General features: G+C 35.8%; 21 protein-coding genes. 6 read left to right on the top strand and 15 right to left on the bottom strand.

What is annotated here, in order from left to right; all coding sequences use genetic code 11:
- Positions 1-58: 58 nt before the first annotated feature.
- On the bottom strand, positions 59-571 hold the full coding sequence (locus tag AB1278_RS13960; protein WP_227941437.1) for an FKBP-type peptidyl-prolyl cis-trans isomerase: 513 nt from the start codon (positions 569-571) through the stop codon (positions 59-61).
- 172 nt (positions 572-743) lie between these two features.
- The gene (locus tag AB1278_RS13965) at positions 744-1814 is read right to left on the bottom strand and encodes a branched-chain amino acid aminotransferase (RefSeq protein ID WP_429815073.1); all 1071 of its coding nucleotides are present in this window, start codon (positions 1812-1814) and stop codon (positions 744-746) included.
- Between the two features lie 85 nt (positions 1815-1899).
- Between AB1278_RS13965 and mnmD the strand changes: the two genes are divergently transcribed.
- Positions 1900-2574, top strand: coding sequence for a tRNA (5-methylaminomethyl-2-thiouridine)(34)-methyltransferase MnmD (gene mnmD, locus AB1278_RS13970; RefSeq protein WP_110011643.1), 675 nt, complete (start codon positions 1900-1902; stop codon positions 2572-2574).
- A 184-nt stretch (positions 2575-2758) separates the two neighbouring features.
- Positions 2759-3175 carry an NUDIX domain-containing protein gene (locus AB1278_RS13975; protein ID WP_110011642.1) on the top strand — a complete coding sequence of 139 codons (417 nt, stop codon included), beginning with the start codon at positions 2759-2761 and terminating at the stop codon, positions 3173-3175.
- A gap of 21 nt (positions 3176-3196) precedes the next feature.
- Here the strand turns inward: AB1278_RS13975 and AB1278_RS13980 are convergent, their stop codons facing one another.
- A complete protein-coding gene (locus AB1278_RS13980) occupies positions 3197-3901 on the bottom strand; it encodes a DUF4294 domain-containing protein (protein ID WP_062670356.1) in 705 nt (234 codons plus the stop codon).
- Between the two features lie 51 nt (positions 3902-3952).
- Between AB1278_RS13980 and AB1278_RS13985 the strand changes: the two genes are divergently transcribed.
- Positions 3953-5026 (top strand): chryseobasin maturation metalloprotease ChrP, encoded by a 1074-nt coding sequence (locus tag AB1278_RS13985; protein ID WP_062670358.1) that lies wholly within the window; start codon positions 3953-3955, stop codon positions 5024-5026.
- A gap of 331 nt (positions 5027-5357) precedes the next feature.
- Positions 5358-6008 (top strand): ribulose-phosphate 3-epimerase, encoded by a 651-nt coding sequence (gene rpe / locus AB1278_RS13990; protein WP_034698534.1) that lies wholly within the window; start codon positions 5358-5360, stop codon positions 6006-6008.
- A gap of 206 nt (positions 6009-6214) precedes the next feature.
- Here rpe and chrI read toward each other — a convergent pair whose 3' ends face one another.
- Genes chrI through chrA form a run of 3 tightly spaced genes read right to left on the bottom strand, consistent with a single transcriptional unit; the run spans position 6215 to position 8061 of the window.
- Positions 6215-6706 carry a chryseobasin maturation helper ChrI gene (gene chrI, locus AB1278_RS13995; protein ID WP_202842761.1) on the bottom strand — a complete coding sequence of 164 codons (492 nt, stop codon included), beginning with the start codon at positions 6704-6706 and terminating at the stop codon, positions 6215-6217.
- A gap of 32 nt (positions 6707-6738) precedes the next feature.
- A complete protein-coding gene (chrH, locus tag AB1278_RS14000) occupies positions 6739-7836 on the bottom strand; it encodes an MNIO family chryseobactin maturase (protein WP_429815079.1) in 1098 nt (365 codons plus the stop codon).
- A 3-nt stretch (positions 7837-7839) separates the two neighbouring features.
- Complete coding sequence (chrA, locus tag AB1278_RS14005) at positions 7840-8061, bottom strand: MNIO class RiPP chryseobasin precursor ChrA (protein WP_202842766.1); 222 nt, start codon at positions 8059-8061, stop codon at positions 7840-7842.
- Positions 8062-8214: 153 nt separating this feature from the next.
- On the opposite strand from chrA, the gene AB1278_RS14010 reads away from it, so the two are divergent.
- Complete coding sequence (locus AB1278_RS14010; RefSeq protein WP_429815082.1) at positions 8215-10062, top strand: alpha-L-fucosidase; 1848 nt, start codon at positions 8215-8217, stop codon at positions 10060-10062.
- Positions 10063-10128: 66 nt separating this feature from the next.
- Here AB1278_RS14010 and AB1278_RS14015 read toward each other — a convergent pair whose 3' ends face one another.
- The 9 genes from AB1278_RS14015 to AB1278_RS14055 form a co-directional block, all read right to left on the bottom strand.
- Positions 10129-10545 carry a nucleoside-diphosphate kinase gene (locus tag AB1278_RS14015; protein ID WP_034722935.1) on the bottom strand — a complete coding sequence of 139 codons (417 nt, stop codon included), beginning with the start codon at positions 10543-10545 and terminating at the stop codon, positions 10129-10131.
- A gap of 667 nt (positions 10546-11212) precedes the next feature.
- The gene (gene rsgA / locus AB1278_RS14020; RefSeq protein WP_062670366.1) at positions 11213-12139 is read right to left on the bottom strand and encodes a ribosome small subunit-dependent GTPase A; all 927 of its coding nucleotides are present in this window, start codon (positions 12137-12139) and stop codon (positions 11213-11215) included.
- Positions 12140-12302: 163 nt separating this feature from the next.
- Positions 12303-13382, bottom strand: a complete 1080-nt coding sequence (locus AB1278_RS14025) for a chorismate mutase (RefSeq protein WP_047431451.1) — start codon at positions 13380-13382, stop codon at positions 12303-12305.
- 398 nt (positions 13383-13780) lie between these two features.
- Positions 13781-14356: a hypothetical protein gene (locus AB1278_RS14030; protein ID WP_429815088.1), complete on the bottom strand. Its 576-nt coding sequence runs from the start codon at positions 14354-14356 to the stop codon at positions 13781-13783.
- Positions 14357-14394: 38 nt separating this feature from the next.
- Positions 14395-15480, bottom strand: coding sequence for a DNA polymerase III subunit gamma/tau (dnaX, locus tag AB1278_RS14035; protein WP_202842770.1), 1086 nt, complete (start codon positions 15478-15480; stop codon positions 14395-14397).
- Positions 15481-15577: 97 nt separating this feature from the next.
- Positions 15578-16210, bottom strand: a complete 633-nt coding sequence (locus AB1278_RS14040) for a TetR/AcrR family transcriptional regulator (RefSeq protein WP_047375406.1) — start codon at positions 16208-16210, stop codon at positions 15578-15580.
- A gap of 5 nt (positions 16211-16215) precedes the next feature.
- Positions 16216-17472: an aminotransferase class I/II-fold pyridoxal phosphate-dependent enzyme gene (locus AB1278_RS14045; RefSeq protein WP_110011634.1), complete on the bottom strand. Its 1257-nt coding sequence runs from the start codon at positions 17470-17472 to the stop codon at positions 16216-16218.
- 430 nt (positions 17473-17902) lie between these two features.
- Positions 17903-18259 (bottom strand): helix-turn-helix domain-containing protein, encoded by a 357-nt coding sequence (locus AB1278_RS14050; RefSeq protein WP_429815093.1) that lies wholly within the window; start codon positions 18257-18259, stop codon positions 17903-17905.
- A 91-nt stretch (positions 18260-18350) separates the two neighbouring features.
- Positions 18351-19088 (bottom strand): LuxR C-terminal-related transcriptional regulator, encoded by a 738-nt coding sequence (locus tag AB1278_RS14055; protein ID WP_343642531.1) that lies wholly within the window; start codon positions 19086-19088, stop codon positions 18351-18353.
- Positions 19089-19177: 89 nt separating this feature from the next.
- Here AB1278_RS14055 and AB1278_RS14060 point away from each other — a divergent pair, with 89 nt between their 5' ends.
- Positions 19178-19825, top strand: coding sequence for a DUF1349 domain-containing protein (locus tag AB1278_RS14060; RefSeq protein ID WP_429815096.1), 648 nt, complete (start codon positions 19178-19180; stop codon positions 19823-19825).
- Positions 19826-20683 lie beyond the last annotated feature (858 nt).

Consider the following 20683-nt stretch of genomic DNA (forward strand, 5'->3'; position numbering starts at 1 on the left):
CATCAGCGAAATACTTGCCGCTGCCAGAATTATATTCTTGTTAAACAATTTCATGTATTTATAAAGCTTTTAATTTTATGATTAATGGAATGTCGTTGTCTATTTTCTTTTCGTCTCCGTAAGTTCCGTAGGCCAAAGAAGACGGTACCAAAAGTGTTACTTCCTCTCCATCATGTATAAAACGCAAAGCGTTCTCCACTGCTCTCAGTTCATCAAAGTGTCCGAATCTGGCATCTCTTCTCTCAAAAGGCTGATCATAGATTTTAGTCTGGTCAAAATCATACAGATCATAAGAATAGGAAATGGTTGTTTCGTCTTTCCTTCTTTCTCTCTGATCATAGCCTTCCACGGTTACCCAATAATTAAGCTGCGTAGGATAGTATTTTACAGACTGGCCGCTGATCCAGTCCTGAATCTGGCCACGTTCTATACCATTTAAATTTTTCATCCTGTTTTTAGAAACATCCAGATCTTTCTGGCTCAAAACCCCGCCTACAGGGGGATGCACCGTCTGTGTATTTCTGTTGCAGCTCAACAGGCTTATGGCTGATATGAAGAGTATTTTTTTCATAAACTTTTGCGAAAATACACATTTCGCGAATCAATTACAAAACTTGACACAGAAATATGTGAATGTTGTAACGCATTGATCTTAGCCAAAAACTCTTCGTCCATTTTACGTGAATAGACAGATATGAAAAAGCCGGGAAAAACCCGGCTTTCATATCGTTATATCAATAGTATTATACTGTTTCCAATACGTGACCTACCATTACTCTCCATCCGAACGGATCTTCAGACAAGTTGGTTTGTAAATCTACCAAATCTTTTTTAAGGATAGCCGCATAGCTTTCTTCATCAGATAATCTCGGAAGCGCAAGTTTTTCTCCCTGATATCCCAAAGCCTGGAATTGAGTGGTTACTACTGCTGTACCTACTCCCCATACTTCTTTAAGTTCACCGCTCTTTAAAGCTTCAATTACAGTTTTTACCGCAATCGGTTCAATTTTCACTTCGATACCTCTTTTCTTCGCTAACTGGATGAAGCTGTCTCTCGTTACTCCGTCAAGGATTTTCTCAGATGTTGGCGGTGTATAGATCGTATCGTTGATTCTAACAAACACGTTCATTGTACCACTCTCTTCGAAATATTCGTGTGTAGCATCATCCGTCCAGATGATTTGCTCATACCCTTCTTCAATGGCCAATTGTGTAGGATAGAAAGAAGCCGCATAGTTACCTGCAGCCTTTGCAGAACCTACCCCTCCGTTTGCCGCTCTTGAATAGTGATCAGAGATCTTTACAGATACCGGTTCTGAATAATAACTCTGTGCCGGTGTTGCAACGATGGCAAACATATATTTATTAGCAACTCTTGCTTTCAAAGCTTCCTCTGTAGCAAAAATCAAAGGTCTGATATAAAGCGACATTCCTTCCCCCTGTGGAATCCACTCTCTGTCAATATCTACCAAAGCTTTCAATCCGTCTAAAAACATTTCTTCAGTCACTTCCGGCATAGCAAGACGTTTCGCTGACTTGTTGATACGTTCAAAATTCTTTTCAGGCCTGAAAAGGAAAACCTGCCCGTCTTTGTCTTTATAGGCTTTCATACCTTCAAAACAAGCTTGTCCGTAGTTTACTCCCATCATGGCAGGCGTAAATGGAATCGGACCGTAAGGAACTAATTTTACATCACCCCATTTTCCGTTTTCATACTCACAAATGATCATATGATCGATGAAAGTACTACCAAATGAAAAATTGTTAGGGTCAAATGTAGAAATTCTGGAGTTTTCAGTTTTTTGAATTATCATTTTTTAAAATTTTTACGATGTTCTACAAATTTAACATAATTTTCTAAATATAAAAATTTTAGAGTAAATTTGACAAAAAATTAGCTTGAAAAGAGAGATTAAGACCACAAACGACGGAAGTAAAACATTGTTTATCAATGATTTAAATGAAAACTACCATTCTCATCACGGAGCCTTACAGGAAGCCGAACACGTGTTTATCAAAAATGGACTGAATTTAATAAATGATTGCGAAATTAATATTTTAGAACTCGGTTTTGGAACAGGTTTGAATGTTTTGGTAACAATTAATGAATATTTAAAAACTGACAAAAATCATGTCATCAATTATTTTTCGCTCGAAAAATACCCCATAAATGAATCCGAAGTTAAGGATTTGGCTTACTTTGAACTTTTCGATAACCCAGAGTTTAAAAATATTTATCAGAAAATTCATCTGGCAGATTGGGAAAAGTCAGTAGAAATTATTAGTGGATTCAATTTAAAAAAGATAGAATGTGATTTTTTCGACCTGAAAGACATTGATCTGCCAAAAATCAACCTCGTCTATTTCGACTGTTTTGGAGCCAGAGTACAGCCAGACCTTTGGGAAAAGCCATTGTTTGAACTGGTAGCTGACAAAATGGCCATTAACGGATTATTAACCACCTACTCTTCTAAAGGCAGCGTAAGAAGAATTCTTCAGGAACTGAATTTCCAGGTGGAGAAAAAACAAGGACCTCCGGGAAAAAGAGAGATGATTAATGCAATTAAGTTGTAGAAGGAAGCTGGATGTTTACTGCCGGGTGCTTAATTAATTTTGATTTTTATTTTAAAATAATAATCAATATAATATGATTCAATATTATTAGATGGTATTAAACTTCCAGCTTCATGTTTCCAACTTCCAGCTTTTCCAACAAAATTCCTTACATTAGCTATACAAAATATTATACATTATATATATGATAGACAAGATCAACATTAGAGTGTATGCCTGTGCGGTAAAAGATAAACAAGTTCTGACCTTATTTGAAGAATATGCCGGCGAACCTTTAATGAAATTTCCGGGCGGCGGATTGGAATATGGTGAAGGAGTTCTTGAATGTCTGCACCGCGAGTTTGATGAAGAATTGAATGTAAAAATCAATGTGCTGGAACATTTCTATACTCAGGAAAATTTTCTGGTATCGCGCTTCAGAGAAAACGAACAGCTCCTTACCATATATTATATAGTAGATATCGTTAACGAGGAAGACTTTATTATTCTGGATCCCTGTATTGAAAAAACAGAATGGATTGATATCGACAGACCGGACAATCCTTTTCCTCTTCCTATAGATAAAATTGTATTTGATAAATTAAAAGAAAAATTCCTGTAAGCATTCTTACAGGAATTTATATTATTTCTTTACTTTAAAATCATTAGCTCCGGGATAAGGCTGCAGATAACCTGAGTTCCAGTTGGACTGCAGTAATGATTCTATAAATTCATCACTTCTGTTGGTGTGGGGATCATAGCGTTCTTTCAGGTCAATATCAGCCATTTTTCCTTTTACATTCCACCAGAAAGCACTCCATCCACCTCTTAATTCTTTGATAATCTCAAATACATTTTTTCCGGTTGCCCTGTTCATCAGTTTTGCAAAAACCTGTCCTTCGGTAGTCGTAAGATCTCTCAATTGTTTTTCATATTGGTCAGCCAGTATATTCTGTCTTTCTCTTACAAACTTTCTTTTGGCTTTGCTGTCCAGATCATTCATATCTTTCTGGATATCTCTGTACTGCTGCAATGCAGTCACAAATAACGGATATACCCTGTACAGCTTTTTGTTGAGAAAATAATAGTAATTCTTATCCAGCTGGTTATTAAATCTCGGTTTATTCACTAAAACCAACTCATCCAATACGACTACAGGCTCTCCATTGATTTCATACACCTTAATCTTCTGCTGTTCATCATAATAATATTTATTACCAAATTCATCCACTTTCAGAGATTCAGGCGGGTACTGATTGAGTGGTTTCGCCACTATCCCATCCTTCTGACCGAAAACACTTACTCCAAAAAAGAGAATAAAAAGGCAGATAATCTTACTAAAATTCATTATTTTTACACTTATAAGAAGAAAAATTAAACGCAAAAATCATTCCTTTTTATGAAATTTGAAAAGAAATCTTTGAAATTTTTAGAGAAATATTTAAACACATCATCTCCAACAGGTTACGAACATAAAGGTCAGGAAGTCTGGATGGATTACATCAGACCTTACGTAGATAAAATTGAAGTAGACCATTATGGAACCTGCTATGGGATCATCAATCCGGAAGCTGAATTCAAAGTAGTGATTGAAGCACACGCTGATGAGATATCATGGTATGTCAATTATATTACAGATGACGGATTGATCTACGTCATCCGAAACGGAGGTTCTGATCAGACGATTGCTCCTTCAAAAGTTGTCCATATCCATGGTGAAAACGGAATTGTAAAAGGGGTATTCGGATGGCCGGCTATTCATACAAGAACCAATCAGAATGAGCCTACGCCTAAAATTGAAAATATCTTCATCGACTGTGGTGCGACTTCTAAAAAAGAAGTGGAAGAAATGGGAATTTTTGTAGGTTGTATGATCACCTACCCGGATGAATTCTTTGAAATGAACGACAGATATTTTGTCTGCAGAGCTCTGGACAACAGAATCGGCGGTTTCATGATTGCTGAAGTTGCCAGGCTGCTAAAAGAAAATAAAAAATCTATACCGTTCGGACTTTATATTACCAATTCTGTACAGGAAGAAGTAGGTTTATATGGTGCAGACATGATTGCTGACACCATCAAACCGAATATTGCCATTGTAACGGATGTTACCCACGACACAACCACTCCAATGATTGAAAAGAAAAAAGAAGGAGATCAGAAATGTGGTGCCGGGCCGGTAGTATTCTTCGCACCAAGTGTTCACCACACCATCAGAGAATTAATTATTGACACCGCAAAGACCAAGAAAATACCATTCCAGAGAGCTGCAGCCAGCAGAGCAACCGGAACTGATACAGACGCTTTTGCCCACTCTAACGGCGGCGTACCAAGTGCTTTAATTTCCTTACCTTTGCGTTATATGCATACTACAGTAGAAATGGTCTCTAAAGAAGATGTAGGTAATGTCATCAAACTTATCTATGAAACAGTTCTTAAGATCAAGCCGGAAATGAAACTGAAGTATCATTAATTAAAATGAAGGCTATTTCTAATTTAATAAAAAGACCAACCTTTATCTCTATTGTATTTATTACACTTGTAGGGCTATGGATTCCTTTAATTGTCTATCAATTATTTACATCCAATCCCAGTGGAAGCTTAGGAATTACAATAGAAATAATTTTCTTTTTAGTACTGTTTGGACTGCTTGTAATCGACAGATTTCTACTCATAAATATTAACAATAAAAAGTTATCTGTCATAGAAGTGGTGTTAATAACAGGATATCTAGCCATTTATTACTTCACCCATGACCATTCATTTTCAATAGGATAATAAAAGTAAAAGTATAAAAAGTAAAAATGAAAACGAAGCTTATTGCTCCATCCCTTTTATCAGCAGACTTTGGGAATCTGCAAAGAGACATTGAAATGCTGAATAATTCTCAGGCCGACTGGTTCCACATTGATGTCATGGACGGAAGATTTGTTCCTAACATTTCTTTTGGTTTTCCGGTGATGAAAACTGTTCAGCAGCATGCTAAAAAATTTGTGGATGTTCACCTGATGATCGTGGAACCTGAAAAATATGTTGATGAATTCATCAATCATGGTGCTGACCTTGTTTCTGTTCATTATGAAGCATGTACCCACCTTCACAGAACTATTCACCATATTCAGAGCAAGGGAGCAAAAGCAGGTGTTGTTTTAAATCCTTCTACTCCTGTATTGATGCTTGAAGATATTATTGCAGATGTGGATCTTGTATTGTTAATGAGCGTAAATCCGGGATTCGGAGGGCAGAAGTTCATTGAAAATACTTACAAAAAGATTGCAGAAACCAAGGATCTGATCTTAAGTAACAACTCAACTGCACTTATCGAGGTAGACGGAGGAGTAAATCTTGATAACGCTTCCAAATTATTTGAAGCAGGTGCCGATGTTCTTGTTGCGGGAAATGCTGTTTTCTCAGCTGAAAGCCCGGAAAGAACAATCGAGCTTTTAAAAATCTAAAGAAACTATCTTTATGATAAACAAAAGGCAGCCATTGGCTGCCTTTTCTCTTGTTTGGAAATTTAAGTCGTCCTGGTTATAATCTTTTTTTCAACATATTGAAATGTTTAAAATGGTCTTGCTAACAACACAAAGATCTGAATAAAACCAGACGTACACATCGGTAGAAATACGTAATTTAATAGTAGGTATTTTCACTTAATCCTTTATAATTCTTTATTCCAGACACAGGCACAGACTACAAAAAGGATGGTAATGACGGAAAAAACAGTTCTTATATTATTGAGAAAATTCCATCTGTTTTCAAAATTTTCCCGCATCTGTCTGATCGCTTCTGCTGTAGAATTAGAGATATTAAATTTATCCAAAGTATCATTCATCGGAACATTTCCGGCAACCGTTACCCCAAAAACTCCAATCAGATAAGCCAGTGCAGCAAGAAGAAGAAAAATAAAAACAGGCTGCTGTCCGCGGAGCAAAAATGTAGATAAGGGAAGAAGAACCACCGTTCCCATAAAACTCATAAAGAATACAGGATTCAGGATTTCCCTGTTGATATTCTGCATTGCGTTCAGGTATTCTGTATCAGAAAGTTTTCCCAGGCCGAGAACAACTGAGCATGAATACGCATAGAAAAGTCCTCCTATCAAAGCAGTGAGGACAGCGGTAATGATCAATACTAATGTTATCATTTTCATATAATTTGATTTTGGTTATCAGGATAGAATAATTAATAAGGATTCCACTTTTTAATGATATTCTGCGCTGTAAGGATCATTTCAGCGTCCCAGTTTTGTGTTTTAAAATAATGAAAGTCCAGATCTTTAATAGCCTTCACATCTGTATGATCATAAAGAAGTTTTGTGAGTTTCGACTGTTCTTCATACAAAAGCAGGTCTTCCAAAGGTTTTTCGGAAAGTTTCACTTCCTTTTTACACCAACGTTTTTTTTCTTTGAATTTCAGGTCTGAAGTTTCAATTATTGTTCTGACTTTATTAAAATCATCCAGAAAATCATTTCTTTCTTCTTCGGTTTTTAAGGTATGCCCCAATCTTTCAATAATAATGTATTCCAGATTTGGACATTGTGTAAGAACCGAGGGTAAAACAGAGAGAATTTCTTCAGGAATAACATCATCATGCGTATCTCTCCTCACCTGCTTCTTTCCATACGCACTCTCCTGCCAGCTTCCGCCTGAAAGATGGATTTCTTTTATTTTATGGAGTGGGTACAAGTTTATTATTTCCTGAAGACCGACTTCAAAATTACAGGACTGGCAGTAAATATTATGCAGATCGAGGATCAGGAAACCATCGGTATCTTCTATCAGTTTGTCAAGGAAAACCCCTTGCTCTTTCACATCATCAATGGAAAACGAGAATGCCAGATTTTCCACGCCTACAGGAATATTGACAGCTTCCTGAAGTCTGTATAACCTGTCTTTCCCAATCTGTAGGGTTTCCGGCCCCAGAGAGACCGGCAAAGGAACTCCCTGATGAAAATTTTCAGTATTCATGAAGCCAAAATGTTCCGTGATATGATTGTATTTCCGCAGACTGACTTCTTCTTTCAATTTCTTCAGCCATTCTTCCTGTCTTGCTGTCCATCTTGCATCAAATAAAGAATAATATACTCCATGCCCTATTAAACGGTTATTTTCTGCATAAAAATTCAATAGATCCAGAAGCCAGTCCGGTTCATTGGTATGATAAAGGGTATCAAAAGACCATTCCATCACTTCGATGGAATTATTCTGCAACAATGGCAAAACAGCAGAAACAAAATCCGCCTCTGCCATCATTGATACTCCTAACATCGGCTTTCTCATCTTCTATCCCATTCCACAGGCCGGACAACCATATTCGCGGAGTACAAGGGTATCTTTTTTAACTACCGGCTTAGGGGCTCCCGGTTTTTTCTTTTCAACGGTATCCGCGGAAGTGGCTTTCTTTATTTTTTTGACAGGCTTTTTTGTTTTAGTTTCTGGTTTAGTGGTCTGTGCAGAAACACTTACCGCTAATAAACTTGCCATTAATATTGCTGGAATTTTCATAATTGCTTTTTCGGGTAAATTTTACAATAAACGTTCCATTTATAAAAATACAATAATAAGAAACGTTTTGACAACAATTATCATTAAATATCACAAACTATTCTACACTATAATGTTTTCTTTATCTATATTTAATGTTAAAATAAAACATATATGAAAAACAGTCTGATTAAAGCTGTTTTCCTTGGATTGATATTATCTGTAAGTAGTATCGACGCACAGGTTCAGACAGTTGACAACAGCAAAAAAATGGAATGGTTTAAAAATGCCAAACTGGGAATTTTTATTCATTGGGGAATCTATTCGGTTAATGGAATCTCAGAATCATGGTCATTCTTCAATAATTATATCAATCACGAAAACTATATGAAACAGCTGAATGGTTTTTCAGCTTCAAAATACCAGCCGCAACAATGGGTGGATCTGATAAAAGAATCCGGAGCAAAATATGCGGTCATTACCACAAAACATCATGACGGAGTTTCATTGTGGAATTCAAAGGCAGAAAAAGCCACTACCATCCCTAAAAATTCTCTGGCCGGAAAAGATGTTTTAAGTCCATTTGTTTCAGCACTGAAAAAGTCAGGATTAAAAACAGGACTTTATTTCTCTCTGCCGGATTGGAGCCATCCGTATTATGATGTCAATACCCGTACAAAAAAGCGCTACGAAATCAAAAGTCATCCGGCACGCTGGCAGAATTTCATCAGCTATTATCAGGGTCAGCTTAATGAACTTTCTACCCAATATTCACCAGACCTTCTCTGGTTTGATGGAGACTGGGAACATACTTCTGATGAATGGAAAGCTTCTCAAACCCTGGATTTACTCGGGAAATACAATTCCAATATCATTATTAACTCAAGACTCAATAATCATGGTGATTACGATACTCCCGAACAGGGCATTCCGGTAGTTCCGCCCCAAAATCAATATTGGGAACTTTGTTATACCATGAATGATTCCTGGGGGTATCAGCCTTTTGACAAAAATTATAAAACACCCAATATGATTGTAAGGACTTTGGCAGATGTGATCAGCATGGGAGGAAATCTTTTGCTTGATATCGGTCCGAAATCAGACGGCACTATTCCGGAAGAGCAAATTGAAATTCTGAAAAACCTGGGCAGATGGACATCCAAAAATGAACATGCCATCTATGAAACAACACGTGGAATTTCTTTTGACAACTACAAAGGAAAATCAGCGTTTTCAACCTCGAAAAAATCTTTGTTTCTTTATCTTGAAGAAGCTAAAAAACTTACAAAAATCTATGGACTGGCTACAAAACCCCTTTCTGTAAAAATCATTGGAGATGCATCTGCTGTTGTTACGATGGATTATAATGCCGAGAAAACACTGAATTTGAATTTCTCCAAAGTAAAATTTGACAAGGATGTCACGGTGGCAGAACTTACTTTTGAGACTCCTCCTGCGTTTTTGAACGATTTTAAGAAGGAAAAATATTCTCTTCCCGAAATACTGGAAAGCAAAAATACCCAGGAAGCCGTCTATGATATGAGCAACGCATTGCATAACGGAAATAATCTACTTAACAATGAAGGCTTAACCTCCGATGGTCTTGACATGAAAATACAGAAAACACCTTCAACAAACCCGGAAACACTGCAATGGATAAGTAAGCATGCAGAAGCGTTTTTTGAGACCGGAAAAGGACTGCCGGAAGGTCATTTCTCAGGAATGAGCGCTCTGTCAAAAGACAAACAGACTCTATATCTTTTTGTGGAAGGAATTCCTACGGGACCTATTGCTCTGAAAGGAATAAAAAATGACATTGCCAGAATAAGAATCGTAGGAGAAGGCAGTATGCTCAATCATACGATCTATAATAAACTTTACTGGAGTGACCGTCCGGGAATTATTTATATTGATGTCCCTAAAGAAAGACTGGATAAACAACTGACGGTGATCGCAGTTTTGCTTAATAAACCTGTTGAGCTGTACAGAGAAAAAGTGGGAGCTATTGAAAATAATCTTTAAATAATCCTATAAAAAACAAAATCCGGAGAAAATTCTCCGGATTTTTTATTTTGTAAGATGATTTTCTTAGAAAATCTCTCTTCCTGAAAAATGGAATTGAGCTTCGATTAATGCATTCTCGTCAGAATCTGAACCGTGAACAGCATTTTCTCCGATGCTTCTTGCAAACATTTTTCTGATTGTACCTTCTGCAGCTTCTGCAGGGTTAGTAGAACCGATTAATGTTCTGAAGTCTTCAACTGCATTGTCTTTTTCTAAAACTGCTGCAACGATAGGACCAGAGCTCATGAATTCTACTAATTCTCCATAAAATGGTCTCTCAGCATGTACTTCATAGAATTTTTTTGCATCAGCAACTGTAAGCTGAGTTAATTTTAAAGCTTTGATCTTAAAACCTCCTTCAGCAATCTTACCCAATATAGCACCGATATGTCCGTCAGCAACTGCATCAGGCTTAATCATAGTGAATGTAATGTTAGACATAAATGTATATTTTTTTAATGGCGCAAAATTACAAAAAATATCTTTGATTTTTATTTTAATTTTTTTTAACATAAAAATAACTTTTATTAAGAAATTGTAACACAAACTTTGGCACAGTAATTGTTTATTCTATTGCGATTCTCATGTTTAATTTGAGTTTTCATGGTTATTAGTTTTTACCCAGCTTCGGCTGGGTTTTTTATTTGCAAAAAATAAAGGCATTTTTTATTAATTATGTAATTTTTTTAATTAATATTTAATCATATTTAACGATTTTGTTCTTTTAATTGCAATTGGTGAAATAATTTTATTTTTTGAAAATCCAATCTCATGGTGGTCAGAAATATGACAAAAGTGGAGTTATCTGCCAAAATTGTAAAGTTGAAAAGTAGAGTTATTTAAAAACGAATATTTTTTCATGTAAAAATCAAAAAAATAAATTACAAAAAATAAAATATCCAGAATACATTAAATTGATCTTTAAAAAAAATAATAACAGTAAATATTATTCTTTAGCAGCAAAAGAAAGTGTTACCCTTGTCAAGGTTTCAAACCTTGACAAGGGTGTCATTTCGGTAAAAGGGTTTTAAAAATAAAAAGAGACCATCCAATGATAGTCTCTAGATTATTTCTGACAAATTTGTCCTGTTACATAAAGATTGTATGATTATTTCTGAGAAGCTTCTTCTGCCTCGTCCATCAGTTTAATGTAAGTAGCATAGCGCGAATGCTGAATTTCTCCTGTTTCAAGAGCATCGATAACAGCACATTTAGGTTCATTGATGTGAAGGCAGTTGTGAAATTTACATTCTTCTCTCTTTTTAAAAATTTCAGGAAAGTAATGCTGTACTTCTTCTTTTTCAATATCAATCATTGCAAATTCACGAACCCCGGGAGTATCGATAACATTTCCTCCAAAATCCCAGAAATGCATCTGGGCAAAAGTTGTTGTATGCTTACCTTTCAGGTGGGTATCTGAAATTTCAGAAGTTTTTAAATTCAATCCCGGCTGCAAAGCATTCACTAAGGTAGATTTTCCACAACCTGAGTGGCCAAAGAATACGGAAGTTTTATCTTTAAGAATTTCCTGAAGCTGATCCAGATTCAATTTAGAATAGGACGAAATTTCCAGAGTATCATATCCTATCTCCTGATATAGGAATTCAATATCTTTTACAATTTCAATTTCTTCTTCGTGCAATACATCAATCTTATTAAAAAGAATCAGTGGTGTAATATTATAAGCTTCACAGCATGCCAGGAACCTGTCAAGAAATCCTAATGATGTTTCAGGATGTTTCAGCGTAAAGATAAAGCACGCCAAATCGATATTGGAAGCAATAATATGAGCTTCTTTGGAAAGATTTACGGATTTTCTGATCAGATAATTAGAGCGGGGTTCAATTTTCGTGATCCAGGCAATATCATCCTGTTCCAGTTGAAACTCAACAAAATCTCCTACAGCAAGTGGATTGGTAAGTCTGGTTTTTATTAATTTGAATTTCCCCCTGATTCTGGCCTCGAAAATTTTATTTGTTTCCAATTCCAAAACCTGGTACCAACTGCCTGTAGATTTAATGATTTTTCCTTTCATAGATAATGCTGGTGCAAATATACGCAATTAGGGCTTAGCATTCAGAAAATAGGGTCAAAAACACAATGTTTCAATTCTCCTAAATACTGATGGCTAAGCCCTGATTTATTTTTTTTACTGAATATCTAGTAAAAATTATACTACTCTTACTATTATCCGCAATTTATCTCTCGATCATAATATTATTCTGAACTTCAATAGATTCTTCGTGAATCGCTTTGAATACTTTTTCAATAAACTCCTGAGACATTCCTGTTTCTTTTGCTTTTTGGGTAGCGTATTCTGTGATTACTTTCCAACGTTCAGGCTGGAAGATCGCAATGTCATTTTCTTTTTTAAGCTTACCGATCTTTTCAGAAATTTTCATTCTTTGAGAAAGAAGTTCAATTAACTGGAAGTCAAGATCGGAGATTAAAGTTCTGTGTCTTCCCATTTCTCCTTCAAAACCGGCAAGATTAGAGCTTCTCACTTTCAGATTTCCGATAAGATCTGCAAGAACTTCAGGAGTGATCTGCTGGGAAGCATCGCTCCATGCTTCATCAGGATTACAGTGAGATTCAATGATCGCTCCCTGGTATCCTACGTTAAGTGCCTCCTGTGTAATATCTGCAAGACCTGTTCTGTTTCCACAGATGTGAGAAGGGTCGATTAACATTGGAATATTTGGAAACTGGCTCTTGAAATCAAGGGCAATCTGCCAGTTTGGATTGTTTCTGTATTTTGTTTTCTGGTAGGTTGAAAATCCTCTGTGAATAACTCCAAGGTTTTTAATGTCCTGTCCTAAAAGTCTTTCCAAAGCTCCGATCCATAAAGCAAGATCCGGATTTACAGGGTTTTTCACAAATACCGGTTTATCAGTTCCTCTTAAAGCCATTGCAATTTCCTGTACCGTAAATGGATTCACTGTAGAACGCGCTCCGATCCAAAGAACATCTACGTCTGCTTCTAAAGCTGCAAATACGTGGTGTGCATTGGCTACCTCAGTTGCTGTTTTAAAACCGTATTCTTCTTTTACTTTTTTCAGCCAGTTCAAACCGATCACTCCTACACCTTCGAAACCGTTGGGTTTGGTACGCGGTTTCCAGATTCCGGCACGGAAAACGGATACATTGGCATTGGATTCCTTAATTCTCCTGGCCGTTTCAAGCATCTGAGCTTCACTTTCCGCACTACATGGTCCTGCAATCATTAGTGGCTGTGTAAGCCCATCGATCCACTCATTTTTTAAATCATTTAAATTCATTATTCTAAATTTTATTGTTTTTTTATATTATTTATTCATTGACAGCAATAGCCCTTTGGATTATAAAATTTAATTTATAATTCTTTTCAAAAAATGCCGTTCAAAATTGTTTAAAGGAATCAGGAAAATAATAGGGCTCTACTTCTCCTGTATTTTTTGGAAAGAAATTCAGTTAACAGTACCAATAAAATCGGTAATACGTTCTGAAATTTCTATAATAAGAAGCAGAAAAACTAAAATAACCGCTAAAAAAATAATTAGCGGGTGCAAAAAAAGACTGATATGTGTTAATCAATTTTTCCATTATATCTGGAAATGTCTTGTTTTAGCGTTTCTGGTTTAATTTGTTTTTGTCAGAAACTTATTTCTGACAGAAATATTTGACAAATATATAAAAATTATGTCAAATCAAACTTCATTAAATCATCAAGATCTTTCAAAAGTGGATTTTTTTCTATAAACTTTTCAAATAATTTTCTCTTCGTCACCACCTCAATCTTCAGATTTTCAACGTCTCTGACGTATTCTACCTCAATAATATGATTCTGAATTTTTCTTTTAAAATGATTAAAAAATTCTCCACTTATTTTATCAAATTCCACTTTTGCAGAGTCTGACGGGAACAAAACTTTGATTTTATGCTCTTCAGCTTTTACCAGTTTAAAGGTTTTTACCGCATTAAATACAAAGTTATTTTTTACCTGAAGCTGTTTAAGCATAATTTTCCATTCCGTCTGCAGATCTGTATCTGTAAAATGGTTTTGAGGAAGATTTTCAGTTCTCACCACAACATCTTCTGCTGTTTCCACTTTATCTTCTTTATTCAAAAAGGAATTGATGCTGAAACCGGAGGATATTCCCGGTCTTGACAAAGGCTTGGTAGTTTTGGTCACAGAAACTTCCTGAACCATCTGAGTAGTAACAGACAGCTGTTCTGTTTTAACTTCTTTTTTCTTCGGAGTTTTTTCCGGCATTTTCACCTCCTGTTTCTCACTGAGAAACGGAGCCAGTATCAGGAATTTTTTTTTTTAGTATCGCCTAAATTAGCTGTCAGTGAAGCCAGCTGCATTAATGCAATTTCAACCGTAAGTCTAGGGTTTTTGGAATTCTTATAATTAATATCTGCATGGTTGCAGATTTCAATACCATCAATAAGCTGCTGGGCGGCCCATTTCTGTCCCTGCTCTACAAACCTGGCCTTGGTCTTCTCTCCTACTTCAATGAGTTCCATGGTGGAAGCATTCTGTGCCATCATCAGGTCTCTGAAATGATTTCCTAATCCGGCAATGAAAATATGAGGATCAAAACCTTTCTTTACAATCTCATTAAATGCGAAAAGCACTTCAGGAATTTTGTTTTCCCTGGCAAGATCCACAATATTCAGATATTGATCGTAATCCAGAATATTGAGCACTTCGGCGGCTTTTGCCAGTGTAATATTTTTCTGGGAGAAAGTCGAAAGTCTGTCGAAGATAGAAAGTGCATCTCTTAATGCACCGTCTGCCTTCTGAGCAATCAGGTACAGGGCATCATCTTCATACTGGATATTTTCTTTCTGGGCAATGTTTCTCAGATGGCTCTGTATGTCTTCGATGACGATTCTTTTGAAGTCATAAATCTGACAACGGGATAAAATTGTTGGAATAATTTTATGTTTCTCCGTGGTAGCCAAAATAAAAATAGCATGCGCAGGCGGCTCTTCCAGCGTTTTAAGGAATGCATTGAAAGCGGCAGAAGACAGCATATGAACCTCATCAATGATATATACTTTGTATTTACCCACCTGAGGTGCAAAGCGTACCTGATCTATAAGTTCTCTGATATCATCAACAGAGTTATTGGATGCAGCATCCAATTCATAGATATTGTAAGCAAAACCATCTTCTGAAACCGAGCCATCTTTCTCATTGATCTTTCTTGCCAGAATTCTGGCACAAGTAGTTTTACCCACACCACGAGGACCGCAAAAAAGTAATGCCTGAGCTAATTGACTTTCTTCAATTGCATGTTCTAAAGTATCCGTAATATGGGATTGTCCTACAACCGTATCAAACTCCTGAGGACGATATTTTCTTGCAGATACTATAAAATTTTCCATTGGTCAAAAATAAGAAATATAGTTTTAATTTGAAAATTAAAAGTTTTCAAATATCAACAAAAACATATTTCTGTTCAAATCGGAAAACTTTTAACCTCTATTTCTTTTTGCTGTATGCAAAGTCAATCAACTCAACAATAGCGCCTTCAATCTCTTTTCGCCCTTCTTCAGTTTTCAGGTCAATACCGCAGAACTTGTTTGCGTTATATCCTGTATAAAGGTTAAGATAGTAAGCTCCGGAAACAATCAGAGCCATAATTGCCCTGTGTCTTGTTGCTACTCCTTCACCAAAGTAAGGATCTGAGATGTTTCCAAATAAAACTTCTCCAACTTCTTCACGTTGTTCAACTAATTTCTTAAGAATAGGCTTGCTTTCTGAAAGCTCCCAAAGGATAATCTTCTGAAGTTCTTTATTTTTCTTCAGGTTTTCGAACTGATTCAAGACAACCATTTTAGTAAGCTCGTGTCCACCGTCCGAGAAATCCATATCAACATCCTGGTTGACCTGGCTCCAGTAATCCTGAGACTTGATATATTCATCGATCAGCTTATCAGTACTTCCAAAGTACTCATAGATCAATTTTTTATCAAATCCGGCTACGGCAGCTATTTTGCTTACTTTTAATCCGGAATATCCTTTTACTCTTAAAATTTTACCAACTGCAGCAAGCAGTTTCTGCTTTGTTTTTTCTTTGTCCCTAATGGGGCCCTGCACTACTTTTCTAGGCATAATTATTATTTTTTCGCAATATGCAATTTTTTATTAATATCATCAAACGCATTAAGCGTTTTATCGAGATGTTCTTTTTCGTGTCTTGCCGTCACACTCATCCTGATACGCGCATCTTTTCGGGGTACAGCCGGGTACAGAATCGGATTGGTATAGATTCCTTTTTCTATTAGTAGTTTTCCGGCTTCTCCTGTTACATAGGGGTCTCCGATTTTTACAGGGATAATTGCAGAGCAGGTAACACCTGTATCCAACCCTAAGTCGTCAAGCCCTTTTTTGAAATAATTGATGTTATCCCAGAGTTTTTGTCTCCAGATGGGTTCTTCGTCAATTAAATCAATGGCTTTAACTATTCCTGCTGATGATGGTGGAGCTGTCGCTGAGAAAATCTGCTGACGGGAATGGAATCTGATGAATGCCGCTATTTTTTTATCTGCAATGACATATCCTCCCAGATTTCCAAATGTTTTGCTGAATGTACCTGTAATAAGGTCTACTTTATCCAATAACCCGGCCTGTTCCAAAGTACCTCTACCAGATTCTCCAAGGATACCGACACCATGTACGTCGTCTACCATCAGAAAGGCATTATACTTCTTCACAAGGTCATAGATCTCATTAATACGGGAGGTATCACCATCCTGGGAATACACTCCATCCACAATAACGAGTTTCGTACGGTACAGATTTTCAGATACCTTCAAAATGTGTTCCAAAGATTCCAAATTATTGTGCGGAAATGTTTTTTTATTGGTAAAAGCACATCCTTCGTGCACACTGGCATGTACAGCCATATCTAAAATAGCCAGGTCTTCTTTCTGCATCAGGCATTGTAAAGAAGCACTATTAGCTGTATAACCCGTAGTAAATACTACAGCTTCATCTTCTGTTCTTTTAAAAAAACCTGAGATTTTTTTTTCTAATGCATTGTGGTAATCAAAATATCCTCCGATAAGAGGAGTAGCTCCTGTTCCTGTACCATATTTTTCGATTCCTTCAATGGCAGCCTGTTTTACTTTTGGGTGCTGCGTAAATCCTAAATAATCACTTGATACAAAACTAACAAATTCTCTGTTGTGATCTGCAATATTTACATTCAGTACTGCATTGGTTCCTGAAGTATTCTTCAGTCTGTAATTCATGTGTCCATTAGACTTTACAAAGTCTAAATATTCATAAAAAATTTCAGCCCTTTGAGCCATATCATTGTCTGGTATATTCTCAAAGTCTTTAATGGTTGCTGTTGTGAAATTGATGCTCATCCTTAATCTTGTTTGTTGTGGTTTAAAAAAAAACAAATATATAACTATTTAAAGGGCTTAAGCTCCCATATTAAGATTAAATATTATTAAAGACACAATAATTTATTCTTATACCCTGGAAACCAAACTTAATACCATATACCGGTTTCTTTTTAACATTTATGTGTATTGAATTAATTAGTTTTTTCTTACCTAAATTTAATAAAAAAACTAAACAATAAAGAAATATTAATAGATAAATAATAAAAAATGACCGTTATTTTTTACAACCATCTCATTTATAAAAGATTATTTTCTATAAATTTTAACATTATAATTCACTAAATTGTCTTTTACAGCAGGAATTCAGTATGATTAAATCCCTACCCGGAGACGAAAAATGCACCGAAACTCCTGTAACAGGAATTTTAAAGAACAAAAATAGTCAGTTTTAAACGGAATGGGAATTTCTGAATTTTCCGGGAGTAAAACCGGTCATTTTTTTAAAAAACTTTGAAAAATTGGAAGGGTCGTAAGTAAAAACACGGGCAATTTCTGCTACAGATTTATCCGTAACAATGAGCATCTTTTTGGCCTGTTCAATAATTTTTTCATCATAATAAAAACAGGGATGCTGTCCGGTTTCCTTTTTAATGGTATCAGTAAGATGTTTATGTGAAACAGCAAGTTCTCTGGCAATTTCATTCAGTTCCATAAATTCAGGTACAGTTCCGGAAATCACCTTCTGGATGTGCTGATCTAAAAAGGTAAAATACTGACGGGTAATTTCTTCACTTCTTTTCATCATATGGATCTTGCTAATCTGTATTCAAGTTATAAAATTAATCATAAGACACAAAATAACATGGTGAACTTTTCGGATATTCCAGGATGAATATTTAATAAAAACTATCCTTAAAAGCTTGAGTAGAATTTTTTACTTTTAACTTTTCCAGTATATTCTGACGGTGTCTGTTTACGGTATTGATGCTTATAGAAAGAAGATCTGCAATTTCTTTGCTTGCGTACCCTTCCCCTATAAATTTTAAAACTTCCAGTTCCCTTGGGCTTAAAATATTTCTATAATCAAGCTTATCTTTTACAACCACCTCTCCTTTTTCGGTGTTCACAATCATAAAACCGGAAGCATTAGAGGGGGTCAGAGCCATATTATAAAGGCAAAGGGCCAGTCTCAACCGTCCGTTATCGGGAGAATAAACATAAAACATACGGTGTTTTACCCATCTGTAGTTCTCATTTTTATCCTTCATTCTTATTTTTGATACAACACTGTATGCCGCGCGCTGCTCCATCTCCATAGCATTCAGTAATTTAAAGAAACGGAGTTCATGGATGTACTTTTTCAGACGGTCATCGGGATGTATTCTTTTCAGCATCTCTTCTTCCCAGATGGAGTTTATTTCTGCAGGATTTTCCTCCATCTTAAGTCCAAGTTCATATGCGGCTGCAGATTTATAAATAAAGCTTTTATTCTCCTGCATATCACTCAGCACACATATTGCACTTTCCATCTGAGAATATGCCAACGCCTGCTGTTTATAGACTCCGATGTCAAGCCTGCATTTTTTCGGGGTGTTGTCCAGTAATTGATCACTAAGCTGTTTACGGATTTCCATAATGGTTATTTATCAGTATTGACGCAAATAAGGTTTAATAATACTTTTGCTAAAATAATAATTTACGCTTATAACTTATCCCAAAGAGAATGAAGAAAATGATTTTCGGCTTTTGCGCCTTATTCCTGATTCAAAAGTTTTCCGCCCAGAGTCTGGAAAAAATGACCTGGTTTAACGAACCTGAAAAATGGGAAATCAAAAACAACAGTCTTTCCATGTTCGTCACCCCACAAAGTGATTACTGGAGGGTTTCACATTATGGATTCACGGTGGATGATGCTCCTTTCTATTATGCTACCTATGGTGGTGAATTTGAAGCAAAAGTAAAAATAACAGGCATTTATAAAGCAAGATTTGATCAGATGGGCCTTATGCTGAGAACAGATCAGGAACATTATATCAAAGCCGGAGTAGAATTTGTAGACGGCAAATACAATCTCAGCACTGTGGTAACCCACAACAAAAGTGACTGGAGTGTCATTACATTGGAAAAAACACCTCCTGCCCTATGGATAAAAGCAGTGAGAAGGCTGGATGCTGTGGAGATATTTTATTCTTTTGATGATAAAAATTATATCATGATGCGGAATGCTCCTCTTCAGGACAACACTCCTGTAATGGTTGGCTTAATGGCAGCCTGTCCTGACGGAGAAGGATTCAATGCTGTTTTCGAAAACTTTAAAGTAAAACATCTGCCAGACCAGCGCAGACTGAAGTGGCTTGAAACTCACCAATAACGATTGAATTACACTTCAATATACAGTCAATTTTATTCACCTCCCATCATTTCCGGGAGGTTTTTTGTTTAGAAAAGATTATCTGCGAGAAAAAACAAAATAATTACCATGAAAGCCTATACTTTCTATGTTTTATCTTCAATATTGGAAATTCAATAGGGCCGGGCTTTAGCCCGGTCTAAAATAAGACGTTTTCATCTGGCTTCAGCCGAAACTTAAATAACAGAAGACTACATCTATCATTTATTCAACTCTATATATTCTGAGTGCTGGTAATAAAAAGAGACTGTTTACTTTAAGTACAGTCTCTTTTGTTTTCTTGAGATAAAAACCGTTTGTGTTCTTAGAATCATTATTTTGGAAATAAATCTTCTTTAATAGTTATGAGAATATTTTGCAAAAATATGAATATCCATAGGCAACGGCAAAGTTATCATGTAGAATAAACCTGTATTTTTTGTCAAACTATTACTACAAAAAAACACATAACAAAATATTCAGCCATTAATTAAAAAAATATTAAAAATTTCCAAACACAACATTATTTACCATTTATAAAATTCTAAAAATAATCACAAATCCAGCATAATACTGAGATCTATAGGCGAGAATTTAAAATAAATCTTACATTAATTTATCACTTATTATTGAAATACGATAATATTTGTAAAAACCCGGAATGATGTATTGTCTGCAAAACATGATAAAACTTAGAGAAAACAAAATATGCAATACTAATTTATCGCCATAATTTCACTATTTTTACACGATCAAAAAATATAAAACACAAAAGACCAGAAAACTTCAATGATAAAAATTTATTCTCAATCGTTCCTGCCTTTTAAAAAAACTTTGACT

Source organism: Chryseobacterium sp. NRRL B-14798, from assembly GCF_050470705.1.
Classification (GTDB): Bacteria; Bacteroidota; Bacteroidia; order Flavobacteriales; family Weeksellaceae; genus Chryseobacterium; species Chryseobacterium cupriresistens.

What these genes read in the sequence shown, in the direction of transcription:
- AB1278_RS13960 (WP_227941437.1), bottom strand. Translation starts at nt 571, where the DNA reads ATGAAAAAAATACTCTTCATATCAGCCATAAGCCTGTTGAGCTGCAAC.
- AB1278_RS13965 (WP_429815073.1), bottom strand. Translation starts at nt 1,814, where the DNA reads ATGATAATTCAAAAAACTGAAAACTCCAGAATTTCTACATTTGACCCT.
- AB1278_RS13975 (WP_110011642.1), top strand. Translation starts at nt 2,759, where the DNA reads ATGATAGACAAGATCAACATTAGAGTGTATGCCTGTGCGGTAAAAGAT.
- AB1278_RS13980 (WP_062670356.1), bottom strand. Translation starts at nt 3,901, where the DNA reads ATGAATTTTAGTAAGATTATCTGCCTTTTTATTCTCTTTTTTGGAGTA.
- AB1278_RS13985 (WP_062670358.1), top strand. Translation starts at nt 3,953, where the DNA reads ATGAAATTTGAAAAGAAATCTTTGAAATTTTTAGAGAAATATTTAAAC.
- rpe (WP_034698534.1), top strand. Translation starts at nt 5,358, where the DNA reads ATGAAAACGAAGCTTATTGCTCCATCCCTTTTATCAGCAGACTTTGGG.
- chrI (WP_202842761.1), bottom strand. Translation starts at nt 6,706, where the DNA reads ATGAAAATGATAACATTAGTATTGATCATTACCGCTGTCCTCACTGCT.
- chrH (WP_429815079.1), bottom strand. Translation starts at nt 7,836, where the DNA reads ATGAGAAAGCCGATGTTAGGAGTATCAATGATGGCAGAGGCGGATTTT.
- chrA (WP_202842766.1), bottom strand. Translation starts at nt 8,061, where the DNA reads ATGAAAATTCCAGCAATATTAATGGCAAGTTTATTAGCGGTAAGTGTT.
- AB1278_RS14010 (WP_429815082.1), top strand. Translation starts at nt 8,215, where the DNA reads ATGAAAAACAGTCTGATTAAAGCTGTTTTCCTTGGATTGATATTATCT.
- AB1278_RS14015 (WP_034722935.1), bottom strand. Translation starts at nt 10,545, where the DNA reads ATGTCTAACATTACATTCACTATGATTAAGCCTGATGCAGTTGCTGAC.
- rsgA (WP_062670366.1), bottom strand. Translation starts at nt 12,139, where the DNA reads ATGAAAGGAAAAATCATTAAATCTACAGGCAGTTGGTACCAGGTTTTG.
- AB1278_RS14025 (WP_047431451.1), bottom strand. Translation starts at nt 13,382, where the DNA reads ATGAATTTAAATGATTTAAAAAATGAGTGGATCGATGGGCTTACACAG.
- AB1278_RS14030 (WP_429815088.1), bottom strand. Translation starts at nt 14,356, where the DNA reads ATGCCGGAAAAAACTCCGAAGAAAAAAGAAGTTAAAACAGAACAGCTG.
- dnaX (WP_202842770.1), bottom strand. Translation starts at nt 15,480, where the DNA reads ATGGAAAATTTTATAGTATCTGCAAGAAAATATCGTCCTCAGGAGTTT.
- AB1278_RS14040 (WP_047375406.1), bottom strand. Translation starts at nt 16,210, where the DNA reads ATGCCTAGAAAAGTAGTGCAGGGCCCCATTAGGGACAAAGAAAAAACA.
- AB1278_RS14045 (WP_110011634.1), bottom strand. Translation starts at nt 17,472, where the DNA reads ATGAGCATCAATTTCACAACAGCAACCATTAAAGACTTTGAGAATATA.
- AB1278_RS14050 (WP_429815093.1), bottom strand. Translation starts at nt 18,259, where the DNA reads ATGATGAAAAGAAGTGAAGAAATTACCCGTCAGTATTTTACCTTTTTA.
- AB1278_RS14055 (WP_343642531.1), bottom strand. Translation starts at nt 19,088, where the DNA reads ATGGAAATCCGTAAACAGCTTAGTGATCAATTACTGGACAACACCCCG.
- AB1278_RS14060 (WP_429815096.1), top strand. Translation starts at nt 19,178, where the DNA reads ATGAAGAAAATGATTTTCGGCTTTTGCGCCTTATTCCTGATTCAAAAG.